General features: G+C 73.7%; 9 protein-coding genes and 3 tRNA genes. 6 read left to right on the top strand and 6 right to left on the bottom strand.

Translation table 11 applies throughout. The features are described 5' to 3' along the window. The first annotated feature begins 115 nt into the window (after positions 1 to 115). Positions 116 to 277, top strand: coding sequence for a hypothetical protein (locus ACFUJR_RS09520; protein ID WP_383175943.1), 162 nt, complete (start codon positions 116 to 118; stop codon positions 275 to 277). On the opposite strand, the gene ACFUJR_RS09515 is transcribed toward ACFUJR_RS09520, so the two are convergent. Beyond that, positions 274 to 846: an antibiotic biosynthesis monooxygenase gene (locus ACFUJR_RS09515; RefSeq protein WP_383175946.1), complete on the bottom strand. Its 573-nt coding sequence runs from the start codon at positions 844 to 846 to the stop codon at positions 274 to 276. The genes ACFUJR_RS09520 and ACFUJR_RS09515 overlap by 4 nt on opposite strands. A 121-nt stretch (positions 847 to 967) precedes the next feature. On the opposite strand from ACFUJR_RS09515, the gene ACFUJR_RS09510 reads away from it, so the two are divergent. The 4 genes from ACFUJR_RS09510 to ACFUJR_RS09495 all read left to right on the top strand — a co-directional run bounded on the left by ACFUJR_RS09510 (position 968) and on the right by ACFUJR_RS09495 (position 3,787). Then, positions 968 to 1,040 (top strand) — tRNA-Glu (locus tag ACFUJR_RS09510). 7 nt (positions 1,041 to 1,047) lie between these two features. Further along, positions 1,048 to 1,120 (top strand) — tRNA-Gly (locus ACFUJR_RS09505). A gap of 31 nt (positions 1,121 to 1,151) precedes the next feature. After that, positions 1,152 to 2,501, top strand: a complete 1,350-nt coding sequence (locus tag ACFUJR_RS09500; RefSeq protein ID WP_383175949.1) for an SDR family NAD(P)-dependent oxidoreductase — start codon at positions 1,152 to 1,154, stop codon at positions 2,499 to 2,501. Beyond that, positions 2,498 to 3,787: a ribonuclease inhibitor gene (locus tag ACFUJR_RS09495; RefSeq protein ID WP_383175952.1), complete on the top strand. Its 1,290-nt coding sequence runs from the start codon at positions 2,498 to 2,500 to the stop codon at positions 3,785 to 3,787. Before ACFUJR_RS09500 ends, ACFUJR_RS09495 begins: the two co-directional genes overlap by 4 nt. Positions 3,788 to 3,845: 58 nt before the next feature. Here the strand turns inward: ACFUJR_RS09495 and ACFUJR_RS09490 are convergent, their stop codons facing one another. The 4 genes from ACFUJR_RS09490 to ACFUJR_RS09475 all read right to left on the bottom strand — a co-directional run bounded on the left by ACFUJR_RS09490 (position 3,846) and on the right by ACFUJR_RS09475 (position 11,128). Next, complete coding sequence (locus ACFUJR_RS09490) at positions 3,846 to 6,527, bottom strand: LuxR C-terminal-related transcriptional regulator (protein WP_383175955.1); 2,682 nt, start codon at positions 6,525 to 6,527, stop codon at positions 3,846 to 3,848. A gap of 195 nt (positions 6,528 to 6,722) precedes the next feature. Beyond that, the gene (locus ACFUJR_RS09485; protein ID WP_383163478.1) at positions 6,723 to 7,583 is read right to left on the bottom strand and encodes an alpha/beta hydrolase family protein; all 861 of its coding nucleotides are present in this window, start codon (positions 7,581 to 7,583) and stop codon (positions 6,723 to 6,725) included. A gap of 300 nt (positions 7,584 to 7,883) precedes the next feature. Further along, on the bottom strand, positions 7,884 to 9,725 hold the full coding sequence (locus ACFUJR_RS09480) for an AAA family ATPase (RefSeq protein WP_383163480.1): 1,842 nt from the start codon (positions 9,723 to 9,725) through the stop codon (positions 7,884 to 7,886). Then, on the bottom strand, positions 9,722 to 11,128 hold the full coding sequence (locus ACFUJR_RS09475; RefSeq protein ID WP_383163602.1) for a hypothetical protein: 1,407 nt from the start codon (positions 11,126 to 11,128) through the stop codon (positions 9,722 to 9,724). The genes ACFUJR_RS09480 and ACFUJR_RS09475 overlap by 4 nt, the downstream gene beginning before the upstream one ends. 104 nt (positions 11,129 to 11,232) lie before the next feature. On the opposite strand from ACFUJR_RS09475, the gene ACFUJR_RS09470 reads away from it, so the two are divergent. After that, positions 11,233 to 11,308 (top strand) — tRNA-Trp (locus tag ACFUJR_RS09470). 29 nt (positions 11,309 to 11,337) lie between these two features. Here the strand turns inward: ACFUJR_RS09470 and ACFUJR_RS09465 are convergent. After that, on the bottom strand, positions 11,338 to 12,180 hold the full coding sequence (locus ACFUJR_RS09465; protein WP_383163482.1) for a hypothetical protein: 843 nt from the start codon (positions 12,178 to 12,180) through the stop codon (positions 11,338 to 11,340). Positions 12,181 to 12,243: the final 63 nt, after the last annotated feature.

Genomic DNA, 12,243 nt, shown 5'->3' with positions numbered 1-12,243 from the left:
CCGCTTCGGGCGAGCGTCCCCGGTCCGCGGAGTCTTCGTCATCGTGCGACGAGCCTAATCCCCCTCCTCGCCGTTCCCTCCCCGGCCGTGGCGGTCGGGTCCCTCTCCAGAGACCGTGGGAGTCGAGAAGATCCGGTCCGCCCTGGCCGAGACCGGCATCGACGTCCTGGTCCGGGAGGACGTGACGGCCCGCACAGGGCACAAGCGGGTCTTCATCACCACCTTCCGGCGGCACTCCGTCACCGGACTCCACTCGCGGGCCGGGAGGCGGCGCTAGCGGCCGAGCCATCCGCGGAGGAGTCTGCTCACGGCCGGCATCGCCACGTACGTCATCAGGACGTTGAAGACGGCGGCGACGACCGCGCTGCTGAGCAGGAGGGGCAGGGCGGTCAGGTGGGGCGCGAGGAAGACGCTGCCGAGCAGGGAGATCGGATAGATCGCGAGCGTCGCGCTGATCGCCATCTTCCACCGGGGCGGCGCGGGCCGCGTCGAGCCCGGTTCGGCGAACCAGGTCTCCATGCCGGTCAGTTTCCGCCGGGCGATCTCGGTGTGGTGGTGGCCCTCGCAGTCGGCGAACCAGGCCGCCCGCTCCGGCGACTCCTGCCAGGCCCGGCAGGCCGCCGCGTCCCGGAAGCGATGGACGAGGAACCAGGGGGCGTCGCCGCCGGAGGAGCGGAAGAGTCCGTATCCGAGGTGGCCGGGGAAGGCGGCCGCGCTGTCGAGGATGCCCCTCGCCCAGCGCTCGAAGGCGGCTTCGTAGCCGGGCTCCACCCGGCGGGCTATCAACAGGGTCACCTCGCCGGTGTCGGCGGGGACGGTGGCGTGTTCGAGACTCACCGCGGTCACACGTACTCCTCGTGATCACACCGCGCCCGCCGACACTGTACGCGGCGTCCGGTCGGGGCGCTCCGGGGGCGGGTCCAGGGGCTGACGGGCGCCCCGCGTGCCGTCGGTATGATCACCCCACCCGGATGTAGCGCAGAGGCAGTCGCACCGACTTCTCAGGTCGGGTCACGTCGGTTCGAATCCGACCGTCCGGGCCTTTCCGGTCCTGTAGCGCAGAGGCAGTCGCGCCCTCCTTCCCGGAGGGGACACGCCGGTTCGAATCCGGCCGGGACCACGACGACGGACGACAGCGGGGCGGAACAGGCATGGGGCGGGTCGGCGACGAGATCAGCGACGAGGAGCTCGCCGCCTTCGACCGCACGGTCGCCAAGCTCCGCGCCCTGCCCGTCGACGATCCGGTCCGCCTCCGCGCCGAGCAGGTCGCCGAATCGTTTGCCCGCGACGGCCGCACCCGGCGTCGCAAGGCCCGCAGGGGCGCCCTCGGCGAGGCCGACGCCACGGTGGCGGCCGCCACGGCGACCGGCGCCGTCGCCCGCCGCGAGGACGCCCCGCTGAGCCGCGAACACGCGGGCGAGGGCGGGGTCTTCCACCGGCCACGGCGCTGCTACGTCTGCAAGGCGCACTACCGGCGGGTCGACGCGTTCTACCACGCGCTCTGTCCCGGGTGCGCCGCGGACAACACCGCCCGGCGCGCCCTGTCGACCGATCTCACCGGGCGCCGCGCCCTGCTCACCGGCGGCCGGGTCAAGATCGGCTTCCAGCTGGCGCTGATGATGCTTCGGGACGGCGCCGAACTCCTCGTGACCTCGCGCTTCCCGCACGACACGCTCCGCCGTTTCCAGGCCGCGCCGGGCAGCGCGGCGTGGCTCGACCGGCTGACGGTCGTCGCCGTCGACCTGCGCGACCCGCGCCAGGTCCTCGGGCTCTGCGCACGGCTCCGCGCGGACGGCGAACCGCTCGACATCCTGGTCAACAACGCCGCACAGACGGTCCGTCGCCCGCCCGAGTCGTACGCGCTGCTCGCCGCGGGCGAGACGGCGGCGCTCCCCCGTGCCGCCTGGGCCGCCCCCGGCTACGCCCCGCTGCGGGCCCTGGAGGCGCCTTCCGCCGGGGGAGCGCTGGCGCTGGTACTCGCCGAGGCGGACGAGGCGGGACTGCTGCCCGATCATGCCCCGGTGAACTCCTGGTCGGCGCGGATCGGTGCACTGGACCCGGCGGAGCTCCTGGAGACCCAGCTTGTCAACGCGCTCGCGCCCGCGCTGCTCGTGGACCGGCTGCTGCCGCTTCTGCTCGCCTCGCCCCGGCCGAACCGGTACGTGGTCAACGTGACCGCCGTGGAGGGCCGTTTCGCCGCGCGACGCAAGACCGCCGGGCACCCCCACACCAACATGGCGAAGGCCGCGCTCAACATGCTCACGCGCACGAGCGGACCCGAACTCGCGGCCCAGGGTGTCCACATGTGCAGCGTCGACACCGGCTGGATCACCGACGAGAACCCCCTGCCGAAGAAGAACCGCCTCGCCGCCGAGGGGTTCCGTACGCCGCTGGACATCGTGGACGGGGCGGCGCGGGTGTACGACCCGATCGTGCGCGGAGAGGCCGGCGCGCCGGTGTCCGGCGTCTTCCTCAAGGACTACCGGGAGGCGGAGTGGTGAGCGGTCAGGAGAACGCGGCAGGAGACGCCCCGGGCGCCGGGGGCACCTCCTCCTTCGCCGGCGTGCCGCACGTCCTGCCCCGATCGATCGCCGATCTCGGCCCGCTGATCGCCTGGCTGCGCGACGGCGGGGCGGCCGAACGGCGGCTCGACTTCCCGGCGGGCACGGCGATGCCCGACGGACGGCTCGACCTGTGCAAGCAGGCCCTCGGCCCCGAAGGTGCCGCGCTGATCGCCGAGGCCCTCGGCGCCACGGCCGGCCCGTCGCAGGTCCGCCATCTGCTCCTCGGCACGGACGGGCTCGGTGACGAGGGCGCGGCCGATGTCGCGGAGAAGACCGTGGGCGCGGGCGTCGAGACCCTCTACCTGGGCTGCAACGGCATCACCGCGGGCGGTGCCTGCCGGATCGCAGACAGTCTGCGGGCCTCCGAGCACGTCGTCAGCGGGGTGTGGCTCAAGCGCAACCCGCTGGGTACGGAGGGCGGCAGGGCGGCGGCCGATCTGGTGGCCGCCGCGTCCGGTCTGCGCACCCTCGACCTCGTGCAGACCGGTCTCGACCCCGCCGGCCTCGCCGTTCTCGCCGAGGCGCTGCTCGCGGCGGCCGTCTCCGGCCGCCGGATCGAACGGCTCCTCGTCGGCGGCAATCCGCTGGGCCGCGCCGGGGCCGTACCGCTCGCCGCGCTGCTGTCCGCCGGGGCGGTCGGCGAGCTGTACGCCTCGGCCGCCGGGCTGGGCGACGACGGGGCGCTGCTCCTCGCGGACGCCATGGAGCGCGCGCCGTACGGCCGTACGGTCCGGCTCTCCGTCGCCAGCAACGGCGTCGGGCCCGGGGCCGCCGCCCGGCTCGTCGCCGCGGCGGCGGGCGCGGGCGTCGAACTGCTCGACCTCGGCCGGGTCCGGGCCGCCGGCACGCTCGGCGCGGCGGACAACCACGTCGACCTGGCCGCCGCGACCGCGATCGGTGAGGCGCTGGCGGCGCGCGAGCACCGTCTGACCCATCTCGTCCTCGCCCACACCGGTCTGCGCAGCCGCGAGGCGCACCGGCTCCTCGACGCCGCGCCGCGGGCGGTCACCGCGACGCGCTTCGTACTCGGCAAGGGCATCGCCACCAGCGTCCGCCGTCGGCTCGACGCGTTCAGCGCGCACCTGCCGAGGCCGGCGGTCTCCGCAGACGTCGACGCCGTCCGCAGCGTCCACCGCACGGCCCCACCGGCCCCGACGGATGCGGCGGACATTCCGGGCCCGGCGGACCCGGCCGACCCGGCGGACGTGGTTGGCGAGAACTGACGTCCCGCGCGCGAGGACTGACGTCCCCGGGGTGGGCGGACGACGGGGCGCGGGTCGGTCACGGGCCGGTTCCCTGTGTGTCCCGAGCTGCGCGGGCCAGGAGCCCCGAGAGTTCGACACGGGAGCGGACGCCGAGCCGGGCGAACACGTTCCGCAGATGGTGGTCGATCGTGCGGGGGCTCAGCGACAGCCGGTCGGCGATCTCGCGGTTCGTCGCCCCCGCCGCCACCAGGCAGGCGATGCGCTGCTGCTGAGGGGTGAGCCCGCCGACGGCGTCCGGCGGCGCGGTGGCCGTCCCGCCCACGGCGCCGCCGGTCGCTCGCAGTTCCGCCCTCGCCTGGTCGGCCCAGACACCGGCCGCCGCCCGTTCGAAGGTGACGAGCGCGTCACTGAGGGGCCCCCTGGCCTCGACCGGACGCCTGCGCCTGCGCAGCCACTTGCCGTAGGCCAGCAGGGTCCGCGCCCGCTCGAAGTCGTTGCCCGTCTCCTCGTGGTGCCGTACCGCCTCCCCGTACCAGTGCGCGGACTCGTCCGCACCGGCCAGCAGAGCACGGCAGCGGGCCAGTTGCGCGGGCGCCTGGGGGTCGACCCCCAGGCCGGACCAGACGGCGAACTCCTCGGCCGCACCCTGGGCGTCCGCCGCCCGGCCCGCCACGCAGGCCGCCTCGACGAAGCAGGGAACGACGAGCATCCGGAGGGCGAAGTGGCCGCTGCGGGGGCCCTGGCCGACGAGAGGGGCGAGGCGCGCCGCGGCCTGGGCGGCGAGTCCGTCGGCCAGTTCGGCCCGGGCCAGCGACCACTCTGCGAGGGTGATCGCCTGGACGAGTCCGTGCGGCCGTGCGGTCCGGAGCGCCCGTCCGGCGTGTTCCGTCACGGCGCTCCTGTCGCCCGAGACCGAGGCCGCCAGGGCGAGTACGGCGTGCTGGTGGGCCGCCGCGTTGCGCTGGCCCGTGCGTTCGGCTGTGTGCAGTCCCTCCCGGGCATGGGCGGCGGCGCGTTCGTGACGACCGGCCCTCAGTTCGGCGTACGCCAGGTGTTCGAGGACCCGCGGAAGCAGCGCGGTGAGCCCCTCGGCCCGTACCTTGGCCAGCAGGCGGGCGTGGACGCGTACGGCGGTGGTCATGTCCCCGAGCACCAGGGCGGCGGCCCCGGCCCTCAGCAGGGGGCGCGGTTCGTCGGCCGCTCCGTCGCGGGCCACGACGCGGGCCAGTGGCGCGCGTGCCTCGTGCAGCCGGACGGCCAGCGCGGCGCACATCCCGTCGCGGAAGTCCCGTTCTGCCGCGTCGGCACACCCGTCCGTTCCGGGGGTACGGACGCCGTCGCCGCCGCCGAGCGCGGTCGCGCACGCTTCCGGGTCCCCGGCGGCCCAGGCCGCCTCCATGGCGAGGAACCGCGCGTCGGCCGCCTCCTGCGGCGCACCCTCGCGCAGCAGCGAGGCGGCGAGAAGCAGCATTTGGTGGGCGTCGCCGGCCGGACCGTCGGCGAGCGCGGCCAGGCCGCGCATCAGCTCGGCCCGCCCCCGCACCACACCGGCGGGCGCGCGACCGGACGACACCTCGCCTCCCGCCGGGGCCGATGGAGCCGGCGGGGGTGGTGGAGCCGCCGGGGCCGATGGAGCCGGCGGGGGTGATGGAGCCGGCGGGGGTGGTGGAGCCGGTGGGGGTGATGGGATCAGTGAGACCGGTGGAGCCGGTGGGGTCAGGAGGGTGCGCAGGTCCCGGCGCCGCGACGGCGGTACGGTGCCCAGGACGGCGCGCCGCAGAAGGGGCTCCTCGAACCGGAGCGCCTCGCGGGGCCCCCCGATCAGCCCGTACGCGACCAGCCGGTCGAGCGCTTCGGGCGAGGCACGCACGGCGCGGGTCACCGCCAGGACGGCGTCGGCGCCGACCGGGCGTACGGCGCCGGGCCCGGCCGCGACCCCGTCCGGCTCGCCCGCGACCGCCACCAGTGTCAACACCCGGACACATTCGGCGGGCAGGGACTCCAGCAGCCCTCGGTACACCTCGGACAGCACGGCGTCATCCGTCACGGAACCCGGGCGGCCGCCTCCCACAGCATCCGACGACGCGGCGGAGAAACCCGTGGCGGAGAGGCGTGCGGCCATCGCCGTCAGGACGCCCGGATGCCCGGCGGCCTCGTCGAGCAGCCGGGCGCGTGCGGAGGCGGGGAGCGGCGACCGGCACACATCGTCGAGCAGGGCATGGGCACCCTGTCTGCCCAGCCGCCCCAGACGCAGCAGTCGGGAACCGGGCACCCCGGGCGGCCGGTGGTGCTCCGCGAACGAGACGACCCACGCCCAGGGGACCGGCCCCGCACGCCACACCGCGTCGAGCGCGGTGCGCGAGTGCGCGTCCCAGAGGTGGTGGTCGTCCACGCACAGCAGCAGGGGTTCGCCGGGGCGCAGGAGGGCCAGTGCCCCGGCCACGCCCTCAGGCCCGCGGGCCGCCCGTACGGCGCGGCGCGCGGCCGAGGGCGTCGGGGCGAGAGCGGACACCAGGGCCCGAACTCCGCTCCAGGGCACCCGGTTGCCGTTCGGCGCGCCCACCCGGTGCGCGCGGATCGCACAGTCCAGGACCGCTCGGTCGAGCAGCGCGGTACGGCCCATCCCCGGGCCTGCCGTGACCAGCAGAACACCGCCGGAACCGTCGGCGGCGCGCGCCGACAACGCCGCCACGGCGGCGAGTTCGGACGTACGGTCGTACAGCCGCGGAGCAGCGGCGGCTCTCGTCGCTCCACTCACGCCGTAACGGTACTGGCGGGTAAGGGCCGAGGAAAGAGTTGGGTGTTGGGCCAGGGCCCACACCTGCGGGAGGCCCGCTGTGCTCAGGGACAAGCATCGCCGCCGCCCGGCACCCCCTCGCCCTCCTCCCCTCGCCCCCGCCCAGCCGCCGCCCCCGCCCCGCGTTCGGGCGCGCTGCGGGGGCGGCGGCCGCCGTCAGGAGCCCAGCGGGCAGGTGCCCCGGTACTCCTCGATCGTCAGGCTCGGCCGTGGCAACGGACAGAGGAACTGGTCGTAGCGGGTGTCGTCGTCGATGAACCGCTTGAGCCAGGAGATGCTGTACTTCGCGATCGTCGTGTCCGAGGTGTTCGGCGTGAAGTGGGTCGCGCCGTTGAGTTCCAGATACGCCTTGTCCAGGGACGTCGGCAGGCTCTCGTAGAACGGCTCCGAGTGGGTGGCGACCGGGGCGATGGTGTCGCCGTCGGCGCCCACGACCAGGGTCGGCGTACTGATCTCGGGCCAGGTCTTGTCCGTGTTCCAGCCGGTGAGCGGGATGGCGGCCTTCAGGGAGGGCCGGCTCTTGGCCGCCTCCAGGGTGCCGCCGCCGCCCATCGAATGCCCCATCACGCCCAGGCGCGAGGCGTCGACCCGGCCACGGACGGAGCTGCGCTGGGTCAGGTAGTCGAGGGCCGCGAGCAGTTGGCGGCCCCGGCTGTCCGGCTGGTCGAGCGTGGTGAGGGTGTCGATGGTGAAGACGACGAAGCCCTGCGAGGCCAGCCGCGGTCCCAGCCAGGCGATCGACGACTCGTACGCGGTGAAGCCGGGGGAGATCACGACAGCGCCGAACGTGCCGTCGCTCGTCGTCGTCGGGTAGTAGATGGTGCCGCCGCCGAATCCGGTGACGAAGAGGGAGGAGACGCTGGTCCGGGAGACGGCGTAGGAGCCGCGCGCCGCCTCGATGGAGGCCACGGTCGGCGCGGGTCCGCGCTGGTAGGGGTTGTCCGCGGCGCCGGCGGCGGGGGCGGCCAGGAAGACCAGGGATGACAGGGCTGCGGCGGCGGCGAGGTGTCGTTTCACGACGGAGTCGTCCTCTCGTGTCGTGTTGCGTCATGTCGTGGGGCGTTCGGCGTCGGCCCGGGGATCGGCCGGCGCACCGGTATCGACCGGCTCGGCCACTGTCGGGGCAGCGACGGAGGAAGGCATCGGCGAAATGACCGGTCACCCGGGGGCCGCCCCTACCGGGTCGGACATGACACGGCAGAACGCCTCGTCACGGCAGAACGCCGCGTCACCGCCGCGCACGGCGACGGCGACACGGTGTCGAGACGGCCACGGGACCCGGCGCTCGCCGCTCCCGCCGTCCTCAGCCGAGGGGTGTCACCGCGGCATCGCGGCGAACACCTCGATCCAGAACCGCTGATGCTCCTCCGAGGCTCCGACCAGGTAGGTCGACCGCAGCTTCGGAGGCAGCAGGGCGACCAGCCGGGTCACGGCCTTGCGGTGCTTCTTCAGCTGCGACAGCTCGGCGTTGGCGATGACCTGGTGCACCACATCGCTGTCGTCGCCGCCCTCGGAGGACTCGTCCGCCGCACGCCGCAGCCGCGTCTCCCACGCCTCCAACTGGCGGGCCATCTCCCGCAGCCCCGTCACCGGCCGGTTGTTCAGACGCTCGACGAGGCCGCTCATCGACACCGGGGCGTACTCGCCGTCCCCGAGGTAGACGGTTCCCATCTCCAGGGGCAGCCCCCGCTGATGGAGCTTGATCAGCCGCTCGATGGTCCGCTTCGTGATCCAGGCACGGCCGTCGTCGTCGATGTCGTGCTTCCACCACTCGAGCACCGTCTCGGCGACCGGACCGTACGTGTCGATCAGCCACTCGTTGGCCGGGATGTCTCCGGGCTGCACGATCAGCGAGGCCGTGAACCGCGTCGCCTGGGCGATGTTGTTCCGCGCCACGAGGAGCTTGCGGCCCAGGTGGTACGGCGGGTTCTGCACCGCGACCTGCGCCCGCAGCCCCTCGATCGGTCGGCCGGCCAGGGACCACTCCTGCGTGATCTCCATCAGCTTGGCGAAGGCGGCCTTGTCCTTGGGCCGGTTGTACTCGTCCCAGACGATCGCCTTCGGCTCGGTGCCGGTGAACGCGGCGGCCAGCAGGTTGTCCAGCGAGCCGTCGGAGGTCGGGATCGGTGCGCAGAGGTCTTCGACGTTCGTGACGGGCAGCGAGAAGTACAGCGGCTCCCGCCCGCCCAGGCCCTCGCGGACCGTCTGCCGTACGAGTTCGGTCTTGCCGCATCCGGGCGGGCCCTGGAGCAGGACGGTCCACCGGTTGCGCAGGGCCGCCCGCACGACGCTGCGTACGGGGTCGGCGATCCGCGCCGGGTTCGGCACGCCGAGCGCCTGCGCGATCCGGTCGAGGATCTCCTGGGTCCGGTTGGGTCCCGGGCTGCCGTCGGGGCGCGGCTCGGCGAGCCTCAGCCGCTCCCCGTTGACGAGGGGCAGCCCCCAGTTCAGCGGGAAACCCTCCTGGGCGTTGGCGAGAATGTGGTCCACGGTGCGCGGCGAGAGGAGTTCGCGCAGTGCGGGGCTCAGCGACGCCCACACGTGGAACACTCCGCCAAGGTCCCGACCGCGGTACTTCGCCGCCAGCTTGAGCCGCCAGGCCGTGTCGTTGGCGGTGATCCGGATGGTGACCATCCGGTCCAGGATGGCCAGGTCGCTGCGGCGGGCGGCGGTCTCGGCGAGCGACTCGTTGTCGGTGAGGAAGACGCCGATGCAGCCGAGGGCCCGGAGGTCGTAGCCGCCGAGTGTCCAGTTGCAGGCGATCTGCATGAGCTGCGACTGGATCGACTCCCCCGCCTGCAGCGAGTCGTCGATGAGCAGGACGAACGGCTTCCCCGGCTTCAACTGGCTCATCACCAGCTGCCTCAGCACGAGCCGCCCGGTCTCCTCGTCCCGTACGGGAGCGTTGGCGAGCAGGTCGTCGGGGGTGAGGTTGGCGGCCGGGACGAAGACCAGCTCGGCGTCCGGGTAGGCCGCGGCGACGTGGGAGAAGAAGGTCGCCGTCTTGCCGATGCCGTGCTCGCCGAAGACCTGGCCGGTCTGGCCCATGTCGATCATCGCGTCGATGAAGGCCTCGAGGCGCGACACGCCCGTCCAGCCCTCGGGCGGCTGTGGGTAGGTGGCGTTGGGCCGCCACGGGACGGTACGGAGCGCGGTCATGTCGATCCTGTCGTGACGCGATGGCAGGCCATCGCGGGTGTGTGGGAGTCGGGCCAGTCGTCGCCGCCCTCGGTGATGAGCCAGATCCACTTGTCGGGCTCGGCCGGGGTGATCGGGGGCGCGTATCCGTCGGTGAGCATCACCACGGCGTCCGGGGTCTCCTCGAAGGGCCGGCCGTCGACGGGCGTGCGCCCCTCCACGTAGTCGGCGACGACCTGGAAGCTCGTGCCTCCGCCCCCGTACACCCTCTCGCCGGGGCGGAACGGCATCACCACGGCGTCGAAGGAGAGCCAGTGCGCCTCCACCCCGTCGATCCCGCCGACCAGTTCGGTCAGCCAGCCGACGACGTGGTCCGGCATGGAACCCGAGGTGTCGTACGCGATGACGAGGACCTTGTCCCGCACCGGCCCGCGCCGCGACAGCATGGGGTCGAGGCCGAGCGCGGCAAGCAGCGCACCGCGCTTCTTCGGGTACACCAGCCGCTCGCCGTCGCGCAGCTTCGACGCGACGACGTCCACCAGCCAGCGCTGCCACCAGTCCACCCGCGCCGTGCGGGGTGTCTGCCCGCGCAACAGCCCCACGCCGAGCCGTCCCCACATCCGGGTCACCCGGTCCGAGGCCCCGTCCGTACGGTCCATCAGCTCGCCGATCTCCGCCTCGGCCACCGTGTGTCCCCGGCGTGCCGCGAGCAGGGAGTTGAGCAGCACGGAGGAGGCGAGGGTGTCCACGGTCTCCTGGTCGGTGGGTATCCCGTCGTGGGAGAGCCGGGGGCAGAGCGCCGGGGCCGGTACGGGCGGGTGCGCCATCCGTTTCAGCTCGCCGTACACCGACATGTCCGTGGCGATGAACTCCCGGTAATCCACGGGCTCCAGGCCGTGGGCGCGGAGGTCCTCGCGGTAGGCGGTGTGGATCTCGCGCGGGTTCACGCCCACCGGTGTGCCGTCACGTGACGGCAGTTCGCGCACGCCGAGACGCACCATCGCCACATGGTTGATGGAGACCTCGGCGGCCAGGGTGAAGACCGGATCGCTCCGCAGCTCCGGCTCGACGAACAGATGGCGGTGGATCAGGTGTCGCGCCTCGTGGAAGAGGACGAACCTCACCCCTTCGAGCCCGAGGGAGACGAAGAACTCCGGGTTGTAGACGAGCAGGCAGGTGCCGTCACCGCTCGCCACCACCGCGGCCGTGTCCACCGCCGTGGTCGGTATCTGGTGGCGGCACTTGGCGTACAGCCACGAGGCCACCGCCGATCCGGAGAGCCCGAAGTCCAGCAGCGCGGCCTCCTTCAGCCGCCGGGCCTCCGCGATCACCGTCTCGTCGGCGGGCCGCCACCGCTCCAGCGCACGCCGGTCCGCCAGATCGACCACACGGCGCGGCCGTCCTCCGCGCTCCCCGTACGCCATGTCTCCCCCGTCACTCCCCTGGTGCTCACCCATTGCTATCAGGTGGCACCGACAACGGGCGAAGGCGTTTCGGCTCTGCCGGTTGGTCTAGGATCGGCCGCAAGGCGGGGCCGTAGCGCAGAGGCAGACGCACCGGTCTCCAGAACCGGGACACGCTGGTTCGACTCCAGCCGCCCCGCCCCCTTCCACGGCGCCTCCCTGGCGGCGCCTCAGGCGATCGCGCCCGCCGTCACGATCAGCTCCGGAACGGTCCCGGTGAAGGTGGGCAGCAGGTGCGCCAGTACGGCCCAGGCCTCGACGTTCGCCCCCAACGAGCCGTGCACCAGCGGCCGCAGCACGTCCTCGGCCTCCCGCACCCGGGTGGGGAAGGCCCATCGGCCGGTGTCCAGAGTGGCAAGGACCGTGCGGGCGGGGCGCCACTCCCTGACGTAGACGGCCGGGCTCTCGACGATGCCGGCCGTCCGCATCCGGTGGGCGTAGCTCGGGTGGTCGGAGAACCGCTTCCGCAGGGCCACGGGGCAGTCGGGCCGCAGCGCGAGCGCCCACCGCGCGTACCCGGGCAACGGGTTCTCGGTGTCCGCCTCGACGACCCGCGGCCAGTCCCCGCGGGCCACGGACTTCGCAGCCCGTCGGCCCTGGCGCATGGTGGTCACCGCACGGAGGGCGGGGACCAGTTCGTCGAGGGGAAGCCGCTTCACCGCCTCCGGTCGAGGCCGGCCGGCCAGCGCTGCCGTCACGGGTACCCGGCGGTGCTCGTCGGGTCCGAAGGGCTCGCCGCCCAGGACCGCCAGCTCCAGTGCGCCGTTCAGGCCGCCGTCGAGAAGGACCACGATCTCGTTGGTCTCGGGGTCGTCCTCCTCCAGCATCCACAGCCAGGTGGAAGCGCGTGGCTCGGTGGAGGCGATCTGCCTCGTGGTGAGCCCGCGTTGCCTGTCCCGCCCGCTCGGCCGCTCCGCCATCCCGATCCGCTCCCGTATCCGCCCCGCGTCGTCCGGGTCTGCCAGGGAGACGAGCACGTCCAGCGCGCCGTCCGTGTCTCGGTCATGATGCATGGCCCCCGCCCCTTTCCTGTTGCTCGGGCCGCGTCCGTCCCGATCTTGCCGAGGTCGGCAAAG

Origin of the sequence: Streptomyces sp. NPDC057271 (genome assembly GCF_042668715.1) — a bacterium.
GTDB lineage: Bacteria > Actinomycetota > Actinomycetes > Streptomycetales > Streptomycetaceae > Streptomyces.
This window is presented reverse-complemented; position numbering and strand designations above follow the sequence as displayed.

Bases quoted from the DNA above. Each gene is read 5' to 3' on its own strand.
- ACFUJR_RS09480 (WP_383163480.1), bottom strand. From the start codon at position 9,725: ATGACCGCGCTCCGTACCGTCCCGTGGCGGCCCAACGCCACCTACCCA.
- ACFUJR_RS09500 (WP_383175949.1), top strand. From the start codon at position 1,152: ATGGGGCGGGTCGGCGACGAGATCAGCGACGAGGAGCTCGCCGCCTTC.
- ACFUJR_RS09475 (WP_383163602.1), bottom strand. From the start codon at position 11,128: ATGGCGTACGGGGAGCGCGGAGGACGGCCGCGCCGTGTGGTCGATCTG.
- ACFUJR_RS09465 (WP_383163482.1), bottom strand. From the start codon at position 12,180: ATGCATCATGACCGAGACACGGACGGCGCGCTGGACGTGCTCGTCTCC.